We start from the raw sequence: 19,332 nt of genomic DNA on the forward strand, positions 1-19,332 counted from the left end.
GTCCAGTATCGCGGCCCCGTCAGGGGGTGCAGACCTTGGTGAGTTCGCCCGCCGCGTCGGTGACCGGGGTGACGTCCGGTGTCTCGTCGCCGTTCTTGATGGCCGTGCGGACGTTGCCGACAGCCTTGTCGAGGTCGCCGACCGCCTTCGACACATCGGCGTTGTCGGTCTTGTCGCCGATCTTGTCGAGGTTCGTGTCGATGGAGGCGAGCGCCTCGTCGGCCTGGCCGGGGTCGTTCGCCGCGTTCTCGACGGCCTGCTGGAGGTCGGTGACGCTGTCGGCGATGGCGTCGGCGGTCTGGACGCAGTCGAGCGCCTTGTCGACGGCGGAGCAGCCGACGGCGGCCGGCAGTGCTGTCAGTGCGACGGCTGCCGCGAGTACGGCGATGCGGCGGTGGCGGCGCGCGGCCATGGAACGGTCCTCCCCTGGAGTGCGGACGGGTGGCGGCGGTTGCTTGCGCGTGCCGCCCACCCATCCGTAGTGACGCAGCCGGTGGCCGCGTGGTTGCCCTCTGCTTGGGGAGCTCTTTACCTACGCGACTTACGCGAGGTCCGTTCCGAGTGTGGCCTCAAGTGCCTTGCGCTGTGCGGCGGCGAGTTCGTCGCAGCCGGAGACGGCGAGGTCCAGGAGGGAGTTGAGTTCGTCGCGGGCGAACGGTTCGGCCTCGGCGGTGCCTTGGACCTCGACGAAGCGGCCGTCGCCGGTGCAGACGACGTTCATGTCGGTGTCGGCCCGCACGTCCTCCTCGTAGCAGAGGTCGAGGAGGGGGACGCCGCCGACGATGCCGACGGAGACGGCGCTGACGGTGCCGGTGAGGGGGCGGCGGCCGGCCTTGACGATCTTCTTGCCCTGGGCCCAGGAGATGGCGTCGGCGAGGGCGACGTAGGCGCCGGTGATGGCGGCGGTGCGGGTGCCGCCGTCGGCCTGGAGGACGTCGCAGTCGAGGACGACGGTGTTCTCGCCGAGGGCCTTGTAGTCGATGACGGCGCGCAGGGAGCGGCCGATGAGGCGGCTGATCTCGTGGGTGCGGCCGCCGATCTTGCCGCGGACGGATTCGCGGTCGCCGCGGGTGTTGGTGGCGCGGGGCAGCATCGAGTACTCGGCGGTGACCCAGCCCTCGCCGCTGCCCTTGCGCCAGCGGGGGACGCCTTCGGTGAAGGAGGCGGTGCAGAAGACCTTGGTGTCGCCGAAGGAGACGAGGACGGAGCCTTCGGCGTGCTTGCTCCAGCCGCGTTCGATGGTGATGGGGCGGAGCTGTTCGGGCGTGCGGCCGTCGATGCGTGACATAGGCACGAGCCTAGAGCCTGTGCGGGGTGCTCCGGGTCGGGCGGGGTCGGGGGCGCGGGTGGGGTGCGGCGCCGGGTGTGCGGCGGGGAACGTGCGAACGGCCGCCGTGCCCTGCGTGACAGGGTCGGCGGCCGTTCTCGTGCGGGCCGTTCAGTGGTGTCGGCTCACATCATGTCTTCGATGTCGGCGGCGATGGGGTCGGCGTCGGTGCCGATGACGACCTGGATCGCGGTGCCCATCTTCACGACGCCGTGGGCGCCGGCGGCCTTCAGGGCGGCCTCGTCGACCAGCGACGCGTCCTTGACCTCGGTGCGCAGGCGGGTGATGCAGCCTTCGACCTCTTCGATGTTGTCGACGCCGCCGAGCCCGGCAACGATCTTCTCAGCCTTGGTGGCCATGTGGTTCTCCCTGTTGTTCACTGGCCCGCCGTGTGGGCCGCTTTGTCACGGTAACCCACGGTTGGCCCATCTTCGCGAGCGGTGGCATCACCCGTGCCGAAAGATGACGAGCGATGACCAGCACGTGGACCGGTCCGTCCCGCGACTGGTCTACACCAGTTTCCAACGACCGCCAAACGTGGCTTGTTCCGGGAGGACGCCCATGAGCGCGAACGCCGCCGCCACACCTCGGCCGAGTCCCTGGGGGAACTTCTTCCAGGGGCTCCAGAAGATGGGGCGCAGCCTTCAGCTGCCCATCGCCGTGCTTCCCGCCGCGGGCATCGTCAACCGGCTCGGCCAGCCCGACGTCTTCGGTGACGACGGGCTCGGCTGGACCAAGGTGGCGAAGGTCTTCGCCGGTGCGGGCGGGGCTCTGCTCGACGCCGACCTGGGGCTGCCGCTGCTGTTCTGCATCGGCGTCGCCATCGGGATGGCCAAGAAGGCGGACGGTTCGACGGCGCTCGCGGCGGTGGCGGGCTTCCTCGTCTACCGGGGCGTGCTGCGCCAGTTCCCGATCGACTGCGCCGACGGGGCGAAGGCGGTGGCGGCGGGGTGCCAGGCGGCGGACAACACGGTCTCCGTCTTCGAGTACCAGAACCCGGGTGTGTTCGGCGGCATCATCATGGGCCTGCTGGCCTCGTTCTTCTGGGTCCGCTTCCACCGCACCAGGCTGGTCTCCTGGCTGGGCTTCTTCAACGGCCGCCGGCTCGTCCCGATCATCATGGCGTTCATCGGCATCCTCTTCGCGGTGCTCTGCCTGTGGATCTGGCCGCCGATCGGTGACGCGCTGGAGAGCTTCTCCAACTGGCTGGAGGGTCTCGGCGCGGTCGGCTCCGGCATCTTCGGTGTCACCAACCGGGCGCTGCTGGTGATCGGCCTGCACCAGTTCCTGAACGTGCCGCTGTGGTTCCAGTTCGGCTCGTACACCAAGCCGGACGGCACGACCGTGCACGGTGACATCAACATGTTCCTCAGCGGTGACCCGAGCGCGGGCATCTACCAGTCGGGCTTCTTCCCCATCATGATGTTCGCCCTCCCCGCGGCCTGTCTGGCGATGGTCCACTGTGCGCGTCCCGACCGGCGCAAGGCGGTCGGCGGCATGATGCTGTCGCTGGCCCTGACCTCGTTCGTCACCGGTATCACCGAGCCGATCGAGTACTCCTTCGTCTTCATCGCGCCGGCGCTGTACGCGGTGCACGCGGTGCTGACCGGTGTCTCGATGGCGGTGACGTGGGCGCTCGGTGTGAAGGACGGCTTCAGTTTCTCGGCGGGGCTCATCGACTACCTGATCAACTGGAGCCTGGCGACGAAGCCGTGGCTGATCATTCCGATCGGGCTGTGCTTCGCTGTCGTCTATTACGTGGTCTTCCGGTTCGCGATCACGAAGTTCGATCTGAAGACGCCGGGGCGTGAGCCCGAGGAGGAGGTCGAGGACGTCACCAAGGCCTGAGAGCCTGTCGGCCTGCTCGTTCCTCCCCCGCGAAGGGCTCCCGGACCACTGGTCTGGGGGCCCTTTGTCACGTATGAGCCCGGCGGGCCGCATATGTTCCAGACCACAGAAAACGCGGGTTCCTTATCTCACCTTCACCGTGCTACAACAGGTCTACACCACTGAGTGGTGTAGACCATCTGGCTGCTGCCCACCCCCTCTTTCCCTTCCGTCCCCGGCAGCACCCCAGCACATGGAGGAAGTTGATGAGCACCGCCAGCGCTACGGCGGCTCCCGCAAAGAAGCGGGGATCCGGCCTGTTCCAGGGCCTCCAGAAGGTGGGCCGCAGCCTTCAGCTGCCGATCGCGGTGCTGCCGGCCGCGGGCATCATGGTGCGGCTCGGCCAGAATGACATCTTCGGCAAGGACGGCCTCGGCTGGGACAAGGTCGCCGCCGTCTTCAACAACGCCGGCGGTGCCATCACCGGCAACCTGCCGCTGCTGTTCTGCATAGGTGTGGCCATCGGCTTCGCCAAGAAGGCCGATGGCTCGACGGCGCTCGCCGCGCTCGTCGGCTTCCTCGTCTACAGCAAGGTCCTCCAGGCCTTCCCCGTCACCGACGCCGTCGTCAACACGACGGCCAACAAGGGTGTCGACGTCGCCGCGACGTACAACGACCCCGGCGTCCTCGGCGGCATCATCATGGGTCTGCTCGCCGCGATCCTGTGGCAGCGGTTCCACCGCACACGGCTCGTCGACTGGCTCGGCTTCTTCAACGGACGCCGGCTCGTCCCGATCCTCATGGCCTTCGTCGGCGTCATCGCCGGTGTCTTCTTCGGTCTGATCTGGGAGCCCATCGGCGAGGGCATCACGAACTTCGGCACCTGGATGACCGAGCTGGGTGCCGGCGGCGCGGCCCTGTTCGGCGGCGTCAACCGCGGGTTGATCCCGGTCGGCATGCACCAGTTCGTGAACACCGTCTCCTGGTTCCAGCTCGGCGACTTCACCGACAGCGCGGGCCAGGTCTGGCACGGCGACATCAACCGCTTCCTGCACGGTGACCCGTCCGCGGGCATGTACCAGTCCGGCTTCTTCCCGATCATGATGTTCGGCCTGCCCGCCGCCGCGATCGCGATGGCCCACTGCGCCCGCCCCGAGCGCCGCAAGGCCGTGATGGGCATGATGGTCTCGCTCGCCCTGACGTCCTTCGTGACCGGTGTGACCGAGCCGATCGAGTTCTCGTTCATGTTCATCGCGCCGGTCCTCTACGTGATCCACGTGCTGCTCACCGCGGCGTCCATGGGCATCACCTGGGCCCTGGGCGTGCACGACGGCTTCAACTTCTCCGCGGGCTTCATCGACTACGCGCTGAACTGGCACCTGGCGACCAAGCCATGGATGATCATTCCGATCGGCCTGGTCTTCGCGGTCATCTACTACGTGCTGTTCCGCTTCGCGATCATCAAGTTCGACCTCAAGACCCCGGGCCGCGAGCCCGAGGAGGAGGTCGAGGACCTCACCAAGGCGTGAGATCCCCCAGCCCGACGACGAGGGCCCCGGAACCGCTTCGGTTCCGGGGCCCTCGTCGTGCGCCGGGTCAGATCTCGTACGCCACCCCGGCCACCGCCAGCTCCACCGGCCCGTCGAAGACACCCCGCGCGTCCGCCAGGTTCACCTGCGGGTCGGTCCAGGGCGGGATGTGGGTGAGGACCAGCTTGCGGGCGCCCGCGCGCTGTGCCGCGTCGCCCGCCTCGCGGCCGTTGAGGTGCAGCTCCGGGATGTTCTCCTTGCCGTGCGTGAACGCCGCCTCGCAGAGGAACAGGTCGCTGTCCGTGGCCAGTTCGTCGAGCGCGGCGCACGGCCCGGTGTCCCCGGAGTAGGTCAGGGAGCGGCCGCCGTGCTCGATGCGGATCGCGTACGACTCGACGGGGTGGCAGACCTTCTCCATGCGTACGGAGAAGGGACCGATGTCGTACGAGCCCGGCTTGACGGTGTGGAAGTCGAAGACCTCGCTGAAGGCGGAGGCCGAGGGCGTGTCGGCGTGCGCGGTGGTCAGCCGCTGCTCGGTGCCCTCGGGTCCGTAGACGGGGATGGGGTCGCAACGGCCGCCGTCGTGGCGGTAGTAGCGGACGACGAAGTACGCGCACATGTCGATGCAGTGATCCGCGTGCAGATGACTGAGGAAGATCGCGTCGAGGTCGTAGAGACCACAGTGGCGCTGCAGCTCGCCAAGGGCGCCATTGCCCATGTCGAGAAGCAGCCGGAAGCCGTCGGCCTCGACGAGGTAGCTCGAACAGGCCGAATCCGCGGACGGGAACGACCCCGAGCAGCCGACGACGGTGAGCTTCATAAGAGCCGGAACCTCCGCGCTGGCGGTCGGAAAGCGGTGTGGGACGGGAGTGAGGAGTCCGTCGAGCGTAAGGCGCAAAAGGGCGGGTCGCTCCTCCGTCGCGGGCCGTTGTGGGCGAACTCACCTGCGCTGTCACCGGTTCGGGGGGCGCTCGTTCGGTGCGGCGGCGCGCGCGCCCCACCGGTACCGTCGTGCCCATGAACACGACATGGTGGCTCGCGCTGGCGGCCGTCGTACTGCTCGCGCTGGTGGCGACGCTGGTCGACGGCTGGGGCCGGGGTTCGCGGCGGCGACGGTTGCGGGACGGCTCCGCGAAGCCGTCCCGGAGGCGGTCCGGAGGGCGGGCCGGAGGGCGCGCCGGGGCGCCTCGGCCCGCCGAGATCTGGTGGGCGCTGGTGCCCTACGAGGACGGGCCCGGCGGCAAGGACCGGCCCTGTCTGGTGCTGACGGTGCGGGGCGACGCGGCCCTGGTCGCGAAGATCACCAGCCGGCACCACGAGGAGCGGCCCGGGGTGATCGCGCTGCCGCCGGGCGCGGTGGGCGACGCGCGGGGACGGCGCAGCTTCCTGGAGACGGACGAGCTGCGCGAGGTGCCCGTACGGGACTTCCGGCGGCGGGCGGGCGCGGTCGAACCCGCGCTGTGGGGCCGGGTGCGGCACCTGGGATAGAACGAGCCCCTCCGCTGCCGGGGCGGAGGGGCCGCGCGGACGGGCTCAGGCCCAGAGCTGGCCGTGCAGGACCTCGATGGCTTCCTCCGTCGTCGCCGCCGTGTAGACGCCGGTCGACAGGTACTTCCAGCCGCCGTCGGCGACGACGAAGACGATGTCCGCCGGCTCCCCCGCCTTGACGGCCTTCCTGCCGACGCCGATCGCGGCGTGGAGCGCGGCGCCGGTGGAGACGCCCGCGAAGATGCCCTCCTGCTGGAGGAGTTCACGGGTGCGGGTCACCGCGTCGGCCGAGCCGACCGAGAAGCGAGTGGTGAGGACGGAGGCGTCGTACAGCTCGGGGACGAAGCCCTCGTCGAGGTTGCGCAGGCCGTACACCAGGTCGTCGTAGCGCGGCTCGGCCGCGACGATCTTGATGTCGGGCTTCTGTTCGCGCAGGAAGCGGCCGACGCCCATGAGCGTGCCGGTGGTGCCGAGGCCCGCCACGAAGTGGGTGACCGAGGGGAGGTCCGCCAGGATCTCCGGGCCGGTCGTGGCGTAGTGCGCGCCCGCGTTGTCCGGGTTGCCGTACTGGTAGAGCATCACCCAGTCCGGGTGCTGGCCTGCCAGTTCCTTGGCGATGCGCACGGCCGTGTTGGAGCCGCCGGCGGCGGGCGAGGGAATGATCTCCGCGCCCCACATGGCGAGCAGGTCGCGCCGCTCCTGCGAGGTGTTCTCCGGCATGACGCAGACGATGCGGTAGCCCTTGAGGCGGGCGGCCATGGCGAGGGAGATGCCGGTGTTGCCCGAGGTGGGTTCGAGGATGGTGCAGCCGGGCGTCAACCGGCCGTCCTTCTCGGCCTGTTCGATCATGTGGAGCGCGGGGCGGTCCTTGACCGAGCCGGTCGGGTTGCGGTCTTCCAGCTTCGCCCAGATCCGTACGTCCTCGGAGGGCGAGAGCCGCGGCAGGCGCACCAGGGGGGTGTTGCCGACCGCGGCCAGGGGGCTGTCGTAACGCATACGTCGCTACGTCCCGCTCAGCGCATGCCGCCGGCCACGGCCGGCAGGATCGTGACGTTGTCGCCGTCGGCGAGCTTGGTCTCGATGCCGTCGAGGAAGCGGACGTCCTCGTCGTTCAGGTAGACGTTCACGAAGCGGCGCAGCTGGCCCCCGTCCATGATGCGGGCGGCGATGCCCGCGTGCCGGGCGTCCAGGTCGGTGAAGAGCTCGGCGAGGTTCTCCCCGTTGCCCTCGACGGCCTTGGCGCCGTCGGTGTAGGTGCGGAGGATGGTCGGGATGCGGACCTCGATGGCCATGCTGGTGCTCCTGTCAGGAGTCGGAAGTCGTGTGGGTGGGCGCGCGGCGGCGCCCTGTACCGGCGGTCGGCCGTACGCAGGAGTGCGGTTCAGCGCGGACAGATGGCGCCGGCGAGGCGGCACAGGTCGACGTGCAGCCGCGCCACGAGCAGCGTGCCCGGCGTCTTTTCGCTCACGTCGTGGGAAACCATGGGCTCATCGTAACGATTCCCGGTCGGGATCCCCGAGTGTGATCTCAGCATGCGGTCGAAATCCGTCCGCTGGGCGAGACCCGTGGCGGTTTACGCCGTGACCTCGACTTCTTCCTCCGTCACCTGGCCGTCGACGATGCGGAAGGAGCGGAACTGGAAGGGGCCCGCGTCGTCGGTGTCGGCGGTGGAGACCAGGACGTAGTGGGCGCCGGGTTCGTTGGCGTAGGTGATGTCGGTGCGGGACGGGTACGCCTCGGTGGCCGTGTGCGAGTGGTAGATGATCACCGGCTCCTCGTCGCGGTCGTCGAGGTCGCGGTAGAGCTTGAGCAGGTCGCCGGAGTCGAACTCGTAGAACGTGGGCGAGCGCGCGGCGTTGAGCATCGGGACGAACCGCTCGGGGCGGCCCTGGCCGGCCGGTCCCGCGACGACGCCGCAGGCCTCGTCGGGGTGGTCGGCGCGGGCGTGGGCCACGATCTGGTCGTACAGGGCCTGGGAAATCGTCAGCATGCGGCCAGGATAAGCAGGAGGGCCGCCCGGTACCGGAGTGCGGTACGGGACGGCCCACCTGGTGAGATGCCGTGCGGTGCGGTGGCTACGGACGCTTGGCGAACGCGGCACTCTGCGGGTTGCGCCTGCGCAGGAAGAAGTACGAGACGCCGAGGACAGCGCCCCACACGGGAGCCGCGTAGAGGGAGACGCGGGCGTCCTTGTCGATGCCCATCATCACGATGACCAGCGCGAGGAACGCCAGCGAGAAGACGCTCGCCCAGATGCCGCCCGGGGCGCGGAACTCGGACTCGGGGAGTTCACCGCGGTCGGACCTGAGGCGGTAGCGGATCTGGCAGATCAGAATGACGATCCAGGCCCACATGCCGGAGATGGTGGCGAAGGAGACGACGTAGTTGAACGCCTCGCCGGGCCACTGGTAGTTGATCCAGACGCCGACCAGCATCATCGCGGCCGAGACCGACGTGCCGATGAGCGGGAGGCCGTTCTTCGTCAGCTTGGTGAAGAAGCCGGGACCCTGGCCGTTGAGCGCGAGGTCGCGCAGCATGCGGCCGGTGGAGTACATGCCCGAGTTGCAGGACGACAGGGCGGCGGTGAGGACGACGAAGTTGACGATGCCCGCGCCCGCGGCCAGGCCCATCTTCTCGAAGGCGTGCACGAACGGCGAGACGCCGGGCTGGAACTCCGTCCACGGCACGACCGAGAGGATCATGATGAGGGCGCCGACGTAGAAGACGGCGATGCGCCACGGCACGGTGTTGATGGCCTTCGGCAGGACCTTCTTCGGGTCCTTGGACTCGCCTGCGGTGACGCCGACCAGCTCGACGGCGAGGAAGGCGAACATGACCATCTGCAGGGTCATCAGGGTGTCGCCGATGCCGTGCGGGAAGAAGCCGCCCTGGTCCCACAGGTGGGTCACGGAGGCGGTGTCGCCGGCGTCGGAGAAGCCGAGGGTGAGGATGCCGGCGCAGATGAGGATCATGCCGACGATGGCGGTGACCTTGACCATGGAGAACCAGAACTCCAGCTCACCGAAGAGCTTCACGGAGATCAGGTTGGCGCCGTACAGGATGAACGTGAAGACGAGCGCGGAGACCCATTGCGGGATGTTCCACCAGTACGTCATGTAGGTGGCGGCCGCGGTGACCTCGGTCATGCCGGTGATGACCCAGAACAGCCAGTACGTCCAGCCGGTCACGAAGCCCGCGAAGGGGCCGATGAACTCGCGCGCGTACTCCGCGAAGGAGCCGGAGACGGGGCGGTACATGAGGAGCTCGCCGAGCGCCCGCATGATGAAGAAGATGACGAGGCCCGCGATGGCGTACGCGAGGATCAGGCTGGGCCCCGCCTTGGAGATGCCCTTGCCCGCGCCGAGGAAGAGGCCGGTCCCGATGGCGCCGCCGATGGCGATCATCTGGATCTGCCGGGAGCCGAGGCCCCGCTTGTAGCCCTCACCGCCCTCGCCGGCGGTGTCGCTCACGGCCTCATTGCCGGCGTTGTGCTTGTCGACCTGCACTGAGGTCATGATGCTGCGCCTTTCTCCATGCCGATCCGTGCCGTCGGTGGCCCGGATCGACTGTGACGATCCTTGGGGGCTGGGCCCCTGGATGGATGGAGCTGTGCCTACCGGCGGTCGGCCGGTAAGGGCGCCCCCGGCGGACAAGGGTGGCGTCCGCCAGGTGGTCGTGAAGATTTATCACGGCGTTCACGGTGCCCCAAGCGGGCACCTGTGACACGGACCACTGGAAAAAGGGGACAAATGGCGCGCACGACCGCAAGGGGGGTCGGCCCGGTGACGCGATCGTTATACGGATTTGAGTGACCGCTGAGCGAACGGCATCACGGCATGAGGGTGTCGACCAGCGTCTCCTGGAGGCCGCCCAGCCACAGGTACGCCATCACCATCGGCTTGCGCGGGTCCTCGTCGGGGAGGCGGTAGAGGAGGTCCGTGTCCTCCTCGTCGGTGATGTCGAGCCGGGTGCCGATGGCGAGGCGCAGATCGTTCAGGGCCCGCATCCAGCGGACCGACTCGTCCGGGGTGAGCTTGAGGACCGCGCCACCGCCGCCACCGCCCGGGCTGAGCGCGTCCAGCGAGCGGATCACCGCGAGGGCGTCCTCGCGCTTGCCGGCCCGCAGGTCGTTCTCGGTGAAGCGGCGGAACTCCGAGGAGAACGCGCGCAGTTCGTCCTCGTCCGCGCCGGAGGGCCCGCCCGGGCCGCCGTACGCGTCCGGGAGCAGCCGGCGCAGCACCGCGTCGGTGGGCGGTTCGCTGGGGCCGTCGGCGAAGAGTTCGGCGAGCGGGTCGTCCGAGATCTCACCGCCTGGCCCGGGTCCGATCAGCTCCAGGAGCTGCACGGCGAGCGAGCGGATGATGGAGATCTCGACGTCGTCGAGGGCGACGGCCGCGCCGCCGCCGGGGACCGGTTCGAAGTGCCCGGGCATCAGAGCGCTGTACCCCTCATCTACTTCCGATCCTGTTGCAGCGTGGCCCACAGGCCGTAGCCGTGCATGGCCTGGACGTCCCGCTCCATCTCCTCGCGGCTGCCCGAGGAGACCACCGCGCGCCCCTTCTGGTGGACGTCCATCATCAGCTTCGTGGCCTTCTCCTTGGAGTAGCCGAAGTAGCTCTGGAAGACGTACGTCACGTAGCTCATCAGGTTGACCGGGTCATTGTGGACGAGCGTGATCCAGGGGACGTCCGGCTCGGGGACCACGGAGAGATCCTCCGTCGTCTCCGGGTTTTCGATCTCAAGGGGTGCTGGAGCCGTCACACGGCCCATGCTGCCACCACCGGGCCTGAACCGCACAAACGGGCCGCTCGCGCCGGTTCGCGCGAACGGACCCAGAAATCGTCACCTTGACGCTAATCGGGGGTAGCATCCAGCCTATGAACACAGCGGACCTTGGCCTGCCGGTGGACGTTCCGTCGACAGCGCTCTTCACCGATCACTACGAGCTGACGATGGTGCAGGCCGCCCTGCACGGGGGCGCGGCCGACCGGCACTCGGTCTTCGAGGTCTTCACCCGCCGCCTGCCGGAGGGCCGCCGCTACGGCGTCGTCGCGGGCACCGGGCGCGTCCTGGACGCAGTGGAGAACTTCCGCTTCGACGCGGGCGTGCTCGGCTTCCTCCGCGAGCGCGGCGTCGTGGACGAGCCGACACTCCAGTGGCTCGCGCAGTATCGATTCTCCGGGGACATCTGGGGTTACCCCGAGGGCGAGGTCTACTTCCCCGGCTCGCCGATCCTGCGCGTCGAGGGCTCCTTCGCCGAGTGCGTGCTCCTGGAGACGGTGATCCTCTCCATCCTCAACCACGACTCGGCGATCGCCGCGGCCGCCTCCCGGATGGCCTCGGCCGCCGGGGACCGGCCGCTGATCGAGATGGGCGCGCGCCGCACGCACGAGCTGGCCGCCGTCGCCGCCTCGCGCGCCGCGTACGTCGGCGGCTTCGCGACCACGTCGGACCTGGCGGCCGGGTTCCGCTACGGCATCCCGACCGTCGGCACCAGCGCCCACGCCTTCACCCTGCTGCACGACTGCGAGCGCGACGCCTTCCGCGCCCAGGTCGACTCCCTCGGCGAGGGCACGACGCTGCTCGTGGACACGTACGACGTACAGGAAGCGGTCCGTACGGCCGTCGAGATCGCCGGGCCCGAGCTCGGCGCCGTCCGCATCGACTCCGGCGACCTGCTGCTCGTCGCGCACCGGGTGCGTCAGCAGCTGGACGAGCTCGGCGCGAAGGACACCAAGATCGTGGTCACCTCCGACCTCGACGAGTACGCCATCGCCTCCCTGGCGGCCGCGCCGGTGGACGCGTACGGCGTCGGTACGCAGCTGGTGACCGGCTCCGGGCACCCGACGGCCTCGATGGTCTACAAGCTGGTCGCGCGCGCCGAGTCCGCCGACCCGAAGGCGCCGCTGGTGCCGGTCGCGAAGAAGTCGGCGGGCGGCAAGACGTCCGTCGGCGGCCGCAAGTGGGCCGCGCGCCGCCTCGACCGGGACGGCGCGGCGGAGGCCGAGGTCGTGGGCGTCGGCCCGGTGCCGGACGAGCTCGCCGACCGCCAGCTCCTGGTCGAGCTGGTCAAGGGCGGCGAGGTGCTCTCCCGCGAGCCGCTGGACGCGGTGCGCGAGCGGCACATCGCGGCGCGCGACGGGCTGCCGCTGTCGGCGACGCAGCTCTCCCGGGGCGAGGCCGTCATCCCCACCGAGTACGTCTGAGCGCGCGGGGTGCGCCGGGTACCCCGGTTGCCCCCTCCCGCTCCGCACCCGGAGCTTCTACGCTCGTACTCTCCGAGCCGACCACGGCAGACCTCAGTAAGGACACCGACCATGCGCCGCGCCCTGATCGTCGTAGACGTGCAGAACGATTTCTGCGAGGGCGGCAGCCTCGCGGTGGCGGGGGGTGCCGATGTCGCTGCCGCTGTCACCGATCTCATCGGGCAGACGGCCGGCAGTGGCTACCAACACGTCGTCGCCACCCGCGACCACCATGTCGACCCCGGTGACCACTTCGCCGTGCCGCCGCGCTCCCCCGACTACGTCCGCAGCTGGCCCCCGCACTGTGTCGCCGGGACGGAGGGCGTGGGGTTCCACCCGAACTTCGCACCCGCCGTCGCCTCCGGCGCGATCGACGCGGTCTTCGACAAGGGCGCGTACGCCGCCGCCTACAGCGGGTTCGAGGGGGCCGACGAGAACGGGGTGTCGCTGGCGGACTGGCTGCGGGCCCGGGACATCCGCGAGGTCGACGTGGTCGGGATCGCGACGGACCACTGTGTGCGGGCCACCGCGCTGGACTCCGTCCGGGCCGGGTTCCGTACGCAGGTGCTGCTCGACCTGACCGCGGGGGTCGCCGCCGGTACGACCGAGGCCGCGCTGGAGGAGCTGCGGGAGGCCGGGGTCGAGCTCAGCGGGAAGCCGGTCGTGGCCTAGCCTGCGGGGCGCCGAGCAGGGCCCGTATCGGGTGCCACAGCTCGCCCGCCGACGCGTCCGGGGCCTGGCGCCAGAGCAGGCCGTCCGGATGGTGCAGGACCGCCGTGATCTCGTCCGGGGTCGGCGGGTGCGCGTTGCCGCGGAGGTAGACCGCGCGCAGGCCCAGGTTGCGCAGCCGGGTCAGGGCCCGGGCCCGGTTCGCGGCGTGGACCAGGACGCGGACCGCGCCCTGGCCGGTGCCCGGCGCGGGCAGGGTCATGGCGACCACCACACTGCCGCCCGGCAGCTTGCAGAACCCTCCTGCGGACATGCGGTCACTCCCCCGTAAGACGCGGTGTCAATAAGGAACTCACAGGACGCACTCAAACACGATCGGCCGCGACCCGCCAGGGGGTCGCGGCCGATACGTTTGTGACCTGCGGCTTTACCGACTACTTCGCCGAGGGGCCGACCTTGATCGTCATGGACGAGCCGTCGAGCGGCTGGCCCACGATGGAGATCCGGGTGTTGGTGTCAGTTGTCTGGACACTGCCCGTCGGGTTCTCCTTGTACCAGTAGGTGCCCCGGTGGTCGTCGAAGACCGGGACGCCGAGCTGCGCCGGGATCTTCGTCTCGACGCCCAGCCTGTGGAGCTGCATGCCCGGCACCGGGTACCAGCCGAAGGCGGCGTCGTACGGCGTGATCTTGTTGCTGATCAGCTTGCCGTCCGCCCACTTCAGCGGCTTCGCGTGCGCGTCGACCGGGAGGACCAGACCCTTGCCGGGGTGCTGGCCGACGTTGTTGTTGCGCTGCGAGGTGTCCCACTGCCAGACGACCAGGCCGGGGCGGTACTGGTAGTGCTCGACCCAGTCGTTCTTCGCGCCGCCGTCGCGCCAGCCGAAGTTGTACGGGCCGACCTTGAGGGTCTTGTCGTAGCTCACGTACTGGCGGTTCTCGGCGAGGTAGAACTGCGGGTAGTCGCCGCTGATCGAGGCGCCGACGCGGGAGAAGCCGCGCGCGGTCCAGCCGTTGTCGTCGCCCTCGGCGTCGTCCGTGAACAGGGCCGCGCCGTCCGCCTTCACCGTGAGGTTGTCGGCGGTGAAGCCGAGGCCGCCCGCGCCGCCGTCGGTCTTGTAGCGGAACCGGATGTCGATCTTGCTGCCCGCGTACGCGTCGAGCGGGAAGACCAGGTGCTGGAACGTGGTGGAGTCACCGGTCAGCGCCGGCTTGTCGCCGCCGTCGCGGGTGATCGGGGCGCCGTTCGCGGTGCCGTCGATCGACTTCCAGCTCGCGCCGCCGTCGGTGGAGACCTGCGTGTACAGGTAGTCGTAGTCCTTCTCGATGTTCCACCAGCCGTCGAGCTCCAGCTGCGCCTTCGCCCTGCCGGTCAGGTCGACCGGGCGCGCGAGGGTGTTGTCGAGGTCGTCGCCGTAATCCGACCACCACTGCTTGGCGCCCTGGGCGGGCTGCACGATGTCGGTGGTGACGTGCTTCTCGGGCAGTTCGACGACGAGCGCCTGCTTCAGCTTGGTGTTGTACTCCGACACACCCAGCTTGTGCGTCGACTTCGTCGCCGCCTTCGCCTTGTCGTAGTTGAGCCAGCCGAGTTGCAGCTTGTCCCAGGCGGTCATGTCGCCGGGCATGTCACCGATCTCGTTCTTGCCGGTGCCGAGCCAGGAGCCGGCCGACATCAGCGACCAGAAACCGACCGAGTTCTCGGCCGCGTTCGAGGTGTCGTAGAGGTCGGGCAGGCCCAGGTCGTGGGCGTACTCGTGGGCGAAGACGCCGAGGCCGCCGTTCTCCGGCTGCATCGTGTAGTCGCCGACCCAGATGCCGGTGTCGCCGACCGGGGTGCCGCCCGCCTTGAAGCCGCTCGGGCCGGTGTCGCCGTCGTCGCGGCTGTAGGCGTAACCGCGGTGCGCCCAGAGGGAGTCGCCGCCCTGCGCGCCGCCGCCGGCCGATCCGTCCTCGCCCGCGTGGACGATCTGGAAGTGGTCGATGTAGCCGTCGGGCTCGTTGAAGTTGCCGTCGTTGTCGTGGTCCGTGCGGTCCCACTGGTCGTACGACGCCAGGTCGGCCTTGATGTCGGCGTCGGACTTGCCGGCCGCCTTCTGCTGCTCGACCCAGGCGGTGATGCCGTCGCGGACCAGGTCCTCGACGTTCGGGCAGTTGTCGGCGCCGCAGTAGTTGGAGCCGTAACGCGCCTCGTTCCAGGGGACCTTGACCCAGTCGGAGACCTCGCCGTCGACGGAGTAACGGCCCGACGACGTCTTCTCGTAGTACGTCTTGAGGGAGTCGACTCCCTTGCCGGACCCGAAGTAGAGGTCCTTGTAGTGCTGGGAGTTGTAGTCCTTCTTCCAGGCCGTGCTGTTGTTCGTGGCACGGTCCGGCTCGGCTATCCGGTTGTGCAGCGGGCCTGCCGTGCCGCCGTACTTCGGCTTCGGCTCGGGGGTGTTGTCGTCCGCACGGTCCACCAGCGTGGTGTTGTCGATCTTGTCGCCGAACTCGGTCAGGATCGTGAAGATCTTGTCCGTGCGCTCGCGGCCCAGCTCGACGTACTTGCCCTTGCCGAGGTCGACGACCTTGGAGCCGTGCCGCTCCACGACCTTCGACGTGCCCTGCAGGACGTTCTGCAGTGCGGTCTGCCGCTGCTGCTCCTGCTGCTTGCTGAACGGGCCGTCCATGACGTGCCCCTTGCCCCCGTACGTCTTCCCGGAGGTCGTGCTCGTCGCGGCCGGTGTGTCGGCCTGGGCGGTCGTCGCCGCTATGGAACCGGTGGCCGCGGTGGCGGCCACGGTCACGAGTACGGCGGCGGATCGCAACGCCCGTCTCTTGATGGTCACTTGAGTGGTCCCCTCCTCCGTGGCGCGCTGGCCACGTGTCACAAGTGACGCCATTTGACCGGAGGTAGAGGAGAAATAACAGCCCTTGACTGTGACGTTTCCGTTGCACTATCCAGGGGGGCGGATCCGGAATCCGGACAAGCACGGCGATACTCACGGCGCGTCCGGCAGTCCAAGGGGTGGACCGGATGACTCCGTGCGCCCCCCATGCACCTGCACTGTGTGTTAGGTCATGCTTACTGGTCGTTCCGCTCGGGCACAGGTCCGAATAGAGTCGGGCCGACGCGGTGGGACCCACCGGGTTCGCCCTTCTCGCGCTCCCCTGATGTCACGAGGACGGATACCGCCATGCCTCGCCCGACTGTCGCACAGCTCCTCTACGGTTCCGCCACCGTCGTCTGCTCCACCATCGCCATGCTGCTGCTGTCCGAGACGAGTTCGGGCCCCGGCGTGGGCGTGATCGCCGTGTCGGCCCTGATCCTCGGGTTGTTCGTGGCGTTCTCCGTACCCCGTCGCGCACCGGCCGCCACCGCCGTGCGGGAGGCCGGGCCGGAGACGGCCCAGCAGGCCGGGCGGGTGCCCACGCAGCGCATCGCGGCCCCGGCGCCCGCGAGCAAGCCCCGGAGCGTCAGGGAGCGCGAACCAGCGGGCCCGTGAAGCACGGACCCGCCGGGTCGGTCGTACGCCACCGCTGCCGCGGCGCCTCTTCGGTGCCGCGCGCGGTCAGGCGCTGCTGACGACCACCGTCTTCGCGGCCTTGTCGTGCAGGCCCTGCTTGTAGGGCTTGTCGAAAAAGCTCCAGCCGCCGCAGATCGCCGTCCAGATGCAGGCGCAGCAGAAGACGGCGGGGATCCACAGCACGAGCGCGCGGATCAGGTTGGTCTGCACGCTGGGCGTCGCCCCGTTGTCGAGGTTGGCCACGCGCAGCTTCATCAGCTTCTTGCCGAGAGTCTGGCCGGTCTTCGCCGTCATGAAGGTGTCGTAGCCGACGTAGAGCACGGCCGCGAGCAGCGACTGACCGAACTGCCGGCCGTACTCGATCTTGTCGGGGTCCGTCTCGTACTCGGAGGTCCCGAACGCCCAGGACAGCAGGCCCACGACGATCCCGACCAGGATCAGGTCGATGATCCGCGCGAGGACACGCTTGCCGCTGTCGGCCAGCGGCGGCATCCCGGCCAGCGGGTCGGTGCCGCCGTAGCCGCCGCCACCCCCCGGTCCGTACGGGTCACCGCCGTACGGAGGGGGCGCCGAACCGTAGGGGTTCTGCGGGGAGTCGTACGGGTTCTGGCCCGGTGAGCCCTGGGGGTCGCCGGGACCGTCGTACGGGGAGCCGCCGCCCGGCGAGGCCGGGGGCGGCTTACGGAACGGGTCGTCGTCCGGCGCCGGGCCGGATCCGCTGGGCGGCGGTTCGGTACTCATGGCCCGAGTGGACCGCGAACGCCCGCGCGACGCACCCGGCGGGCCGCCGTCCGGATGACCGGGGCGGCGCTCTCCGGCCAACTTCCCGCTCGCTACCCGGCCACGAACGTGCGGGCCGCCTTGTCGTGCAGGCACTGCCGCCACGGCCGGTCGACGGCGCCCCACAGGACGCCGATGATCCCGATGCCGAGCACGCCGGGCACGCTGTAGACGAGCCAGCGGCGCAGGGCCGCGCCGAACGACGGGGAGTCGCTCCCCTCGATCTCCCGCACGCTCAGGCCCATCAGCCTCTTGCCCAGCGTGTGCCCCCACTTGGCGGTCGGCAGCGCCTCGTAGAGGACACCGAAGACGAGCAGCACGGCGAGGACGATGCCGAGGTACGTCGCCGTCGTGCCGTCGAGCAGCCAGACCGTGACCTGCCGGCCCGAGGCCTTCGCCGCGTCGATCTTGCCGTCGATGTGGTCGAGCGCGCGGGTGCCGAGCGGCACGCCCGCGGCCGCGGTGACCGCGCCCAGGACGGCCGAGTCGATGAGCCGCGCCACGAACCGCTTGCCGAGGCCCGCGGGCCGCACGGACGCCTGCGCCTGCGCGGCGGCGAGGAACGGGTCGCTGGCCACCGGCTTGAACGGGGTGACCGGGCCCTCCGCCTCCGCGGCCTGCGGGGTCGCCAGCTGATGCACCTGCTGCGCCCAGGACGGCGAACCGCCACCGGGGCCCTGGGTGACGGGCGACGGCACGGCGGACGCGGGCTGCGGGTAGCCGTACGCGGGCGCGGGCTGGGGGTAGCCGTAGCCGGGCGCGGGCTGGGGGTAGCCGTAGCCGGGCTGGTTCGTGCCCGGCGCCGGGGCCGGCTGGGCGGGCCCCGGGTACCCGTACCCGGGGGCGGGAGCGGGAGCAGGGGCGGCGGGACCGGGTGTCGGCGCGGGCCGGGCGTCGAGGCTCGGGCGGGGCTGGACCGGCATCTGCGGCTGGGCCGGGCCCGGCGCCGCGGGCCGGACCGGGGGCTGCGCCGAGGCCGCCAGGGGTTGGGGCTGGGGCTGGGGCTGAGCCGGGGCCTGCGCCTGGGCCGCCTGTGGCTGAATCGGGGTCCGTGAGGGCGGCTGTGCCTGCGGCTGGCTCTGCGCGGGCGTCGGGCCGGGCGTCGGGCCGGCCGCCGGGCCGGGGGTCGGCTCAGGTGTCGGGCTCGGGGGCCGCACGGGCTCCGCGGCAGCCGCCCGGGCAGGCGTCTGCTGCGGTACCGCCCGGATCGTCATGGTGCCCTCGCGGCGCGGGGCGTCGCCCGCGCCGGGCCGTACGGCACGGATCGCGACGGTGCCGTCCGACCGCTCCGGGGCCGGGACTGGGGCCGGGACGGCGGCGGGCGGCTCGACGGCGGCCGGGGCCTCTGCGCCCTCCTCCGCCTCCGCGCCGGAGGCGTCCGCGCCCCAGGAGACCCGGCGGTCCTGCTCACCGCCGAAGCCGGTCTGGTGGGAGGTGTCGGCCGCCCAGGCGGAGGCGGGCTCGGGCGACACCGCCTCGTCGGGGCCCGTCTCCGTACGCACGGAGGGCTCCTCGTCGAGGAAGACGGGGCCGGTCTCCTCCGCCGGGGCGGGCTCCGGCGACGAGCCCTGCGGGGTCGGCAGGGTCTCGCCCTCCGACGGGGCGGGGCGGCTGGTACCGGGGACCCAGGCGGCTCCGTTCCAGTACCGGACATATCCGGGAATGGACGGGTCGGGGTAGTAGCCTTCGCGGGGCCTGTCGTCACCGGGGGCCGGGGTTGGGGCGCTCATGTCCGTCGTCCCGTATCTGCTCGGGGGTCTTGTTGTGGCCTCCACATCTATCAGACGGCCGCACCCGCCCGTGCCGGTCCGCCGGTACGCCCCACTTTCCGGGCAACGAACCGGGAACGTACCGGGGGACGCGGGCCGCCGGAAATTCTTTCCCGAACTCGCGTAATGCTGACGGGACATCGCGCTCTCCCCCAGCACGGGCCCGCTCCCGGGCCCCGTACAGAGGAAAGGAAG

The 19,332-nt window shown here is 70.2% G+C and carries 21 protein-coding genes; 6 read left to right on the top strand and 15 right to left on the bottom strand.

What is annotated here, in order from left to right:
• Positions 1-19 precede the first annotated feature (19 nt).
• The 3 genes from ACZ45E_RS17110 to ACZ45E_RS17120 all read right to left on the bottom strand — a co-directional run bounded on the left by ACZ45E_RS17110 (position 20) and on the right by ACZ45E_RS17120 (position 1,686).
• Positions 20-412, bottom strand: a complete 393-nt coding sequence (locus tag ACZ45E_RS17110; RefSeq protein WP_468221629.1) for a hypothetical protein — start codon at positions 410-412, stop codon at positions 20-22.
• A 129-nt stretch (positions 413-541) separates the two neighbouring features.
• Positions 542-1,288, bottom strand: coding sequence for a ribonuclease PH (gene rph, locus ACZ45E_RS17115; RefSeq protein WP_468221631.1), 747 nt, complete (start codon positions 1,286-1,288; stop codon positions 542-544).
• Positions 1,289-1,452: 164 nt separating this feature from the next.
• Entirely contained in the window at positions 1,453-1,686 is a 234-nt protein-coding gene (locus ACZ45E_RS17120; protein WP_468221632.1) for a PTS sugar transporter subunit IIB, read from the bottom strand.
• A 202-nt stretch (positions 1,687-1,888) separates the two neighbouring features.
• Here ACZ45E_RS17120 and ACZ45E_RS17125 point away from each other — a divergent pair, with 202 nt between their 5' ends.
• Both ACZ45E_RS17125 and ACZ45E_RS17130 read left to right on the top strand, forming a co-directional pair.
• A complete protein-coding gene (locus ACZ45E_RS17125) occupies positions 1,889-3,175 on the top strand; it encodes a PTS transporter subunit EIIC (protein WP_468221635.1) in 1,287 nt (428 codons plus the stop codon).
• 245 nt (positions 3,176-3,420) lie between these two features.
• Positions 3,421-4,683 (top strand): PTS transporter subunit EIIC, encoded by a 1,263-nt coding sequence (locus ACZ45E_RS17130; RefSeq protein ID WP_468221637.1) that lies wholly within the window; start codon positions 3,421-3,423, stop codon positions 4,681-4,683.
• Between the two features lie 67 nt (positions 4,684-4,750).
• Here ACZ45E_RS17130 and ACZ45E_RS17135 read toward each other — a convergent pair whose 3' ends face one another.
• Entirely contained in the window at positions 4,751-5,503 is a 753-nt protein-coding gene (locus ACZ45E_RS17135; protein ID WP_468221639.1) for an MBL fold metallo-hydrolase, read from the bottom strand.
• Positions 5,504-5,700: 197 nt separating this feature from the next.
• On the opposite strand from ACZ45E_RS17135, the gene ACZ45E_RS17140 reads away from it, so the two are divergent.
• Entirely contained in the window at positions 5,701-6,171 is a 471-nt protein-coding gene (locus ACZ45E_RS17140) for a type II toxin-antitoxin system PemK/MazF family toxin (protein ID WP_468221640.1), read from the top strand.
• 45 nt (positions 6,172-6,216) lie between these two features.
• Here the strand turns inward: ACZ45E_RS17140 and ACZ45E_RS17145 are convergent, their stop codons facing one another.
• The 7 genes from ACZ45E_RS17145 to clpS all read right to left on the bottom strand — a co-directional run bounded on the left by ACZ45E_RS17145 (position 6,217) and on the right by clpS (position 10,941).
• Complete coding sequence (locus ACZ45E_RS17145) at positions 6,217-7,167, bottom strand: PLP-dependent cysteine synthase family protein (protein WP_468221642.1); 951 nt, start codon at positions 7,165-7,167, stop codon at positions 6,217-6,219.
• A 17-nt stretch (positions 7,168-7,184) separates the two neighbouring features.
• Positions 7,185-7,463 (bottom strand): MoaD/ThiS family protein, encoded by a 279-nt coding sequence (locus ACZ45E_RS17150; RefSeq protein ID WP_468221643.1) that lies wholly within the window; start codon positions 7,461-7,463, stop codon positions 7,185-7,187.
• Positions 7,464-7,552: 89 nt separating this feature from the next.
• Positions 7,553-7,654: a putative leader peptide gene (locus ACZ45E_RS17155; protein ID WP_404210197.1), complete on the bottom strand. Its 102-nt coding sequence runs from the start codon at positions 7,652-7,654 to the stop codon at positions 7,553-7,555.
• Between the two features lie 90 nt (positions 7,655-7,744).
• The gene (locus ACZ45E_RS17160) at positions 7,745-8,161 is read right to left on the bottom strand and encodes a M67 family metallopeptidase (protein WP_468221645.1); all 417 of its coding nucleotides are present in this window, start codon (positions 8,159-8,161) and stop codon (positions 7,745-7,747) included.
• 85 nt (positions 8,162-8,246) lie between these two features.
• Positions 8,247-9,686 carry an amino acid permease gene (locus ACZ45E_RS17165; RefSeq protein ID WP_468221646.1) on the bottom strand — a complete coding sequence of 480 codons (1,440 nt, stop codon included), beginning with the start codon at positions 9,684-9,686 and terminating at the stop codon, positions 8,247-8,249.
• A 314-nt stretch (positions 9,687-10,000) separates the two neighbouring features.
• Positions 10,001-10,603: a DUF2017 domain-containing protein gene (locus ACZ45E_RS17170; RefSeq protein WP_468221647.1), complete on the bottom strand. Its 603-nt coding sequence runs from the start codon at positions 10,601-10,603 to the stop codon at positions 10,001-10,003.
• Positions 10,604-10,623: 20 nt separating this feature from the next.
• On the bottom strand, positions 10,624-10,941 hold the full coding sequence (gene clpS, locus ACZ45E_RS17175) for an ATP-dependent Clp protease adapter ClpS (RefSeq protein WP_468221649.1): 318 nt from the start codon (positions 10,939-10,941) through the stop codon (positions 10,624-10,626).
• Between the two features lie 107 nt (positions 10,942-11,048).
• On the opposite strand from clpS, the gene ACZ45E_RS17180 reads away from it, so the two are divergent.
• Together ACZ45E_RS17180 and ACZ45E_RS17185 are read left to right on the top strand one after the other, a co-directional pair.
• Entirely contained in the window at positions 11,049-12,377 is a 1,329-nt protein-coding gene (locus tag ACZ45E_RS17180; RefSeq protein ID WP_468221650.1) for a nicotinate phosphoribosyltransferase, read from the top strand.
• A 111-nt stretch (positions 12,378-12,488) separates the two neighbouring features.
• Positions 12,489-13,088: an isochorismatase family protein gene (locus tag ACZ45E_RS17185; RefSeq protein WP_468221652.1), complete on the top strand. Its 600-nt coding sequence runs from the start codon at positions 12,489-12,491 to the stop codon at positions 13,086-13,088.
• On the opposite strand, the gene ACZ45E_RS17190 is transcribed toward ACZ45E_RS17185, so the two are convergent.
• Together ACZ45E_RS17190 and ACZ45E_RS17195 are read right to left on the bottom strand one after the other, a co-directional pair.
• Positions 13,063-13,398 (bottom strand): hypothetical protein, encoded by a 336-nt coding sequence (locus tag ACZ45E_RS17190; RefSeq protein ID WP_468221653.1) that lies wholly within the window; start codon positions 13,396-13,398, stop codon positions 13,063-13,065. The two genes, ACZ45E_RS17185 and ACZ45E_RS17190, sit on opposite strands and share 26 nt — an antisense overlap.
• Positions 13,399-13,519: 121 nt before the next feature.
• A complete protein-coding gene (locus ACZ45E_RS17195) occupies positions 13,520-15,910 on the bottom strand; it encodes an immune inhibitor A domain-containing protein (RefSeq protein ID WP_468221655.1) in 2,391 nt (796 codons plus the stop codon).
• Positions 15,911-16,258: 348 nt separating this feature from the next.
• Here ACZ45E_RS17195 and ACZ45E_RS17200 point away from each other — a divergent pair, with 348 nt between their 5' ends.
• The gene (locus ACZ45E_RS17200; RefSeq protein WP_468221656.1) at positions 16,259-16,567 is read left to right on the top strand and encodes a hypothetical protein; all 309 of its coding nucleotides are present in this window, start codon (positions 16,259-16,261) and stop codon (positions 16,565-16,567) included.
• A 66-nt stretch (positions 16,568-16,633) separates the two neighbouring features.
• On the opposite strand, the gene ACZ45E_RS17205 is transcribed toward ACZ45E_RS17200, so the two are convergent.
• Both ACZ45E_RS17205 and ACZ45E_RS17210 read right to left on the bottom strand, forming a co-directional pair.
• Complete coding sequence (locus tag ACZ45E_RS17205; protein WP_468221657.1) at positions 16,634-17,329, bottom strand: RDD family protein; 696 nt, start codon at positions 17,327-17,329, stop codon at positions 16,634-16,636.
• A 92-nt stretch (positions 17,330-17,421) separates the two neighbouring features.
• The gene (locus ACZ45E_RS17210) at positions 17,422-19,098 is read right to left on the bottom strand and encodes an RDD family protein (protein ID WP_468221659.1); all 1,677 of its coding nucleotides are present in this window, start codon (positions 19,096-19,098) and stop codon (positions 17,422-17,424) included.
• Positions 19,099-19,332: the final 234 nt, after the last annotated feature.

This window comes from Streptomyces sp. NPDC030991, from assembly GCF_055571235.1.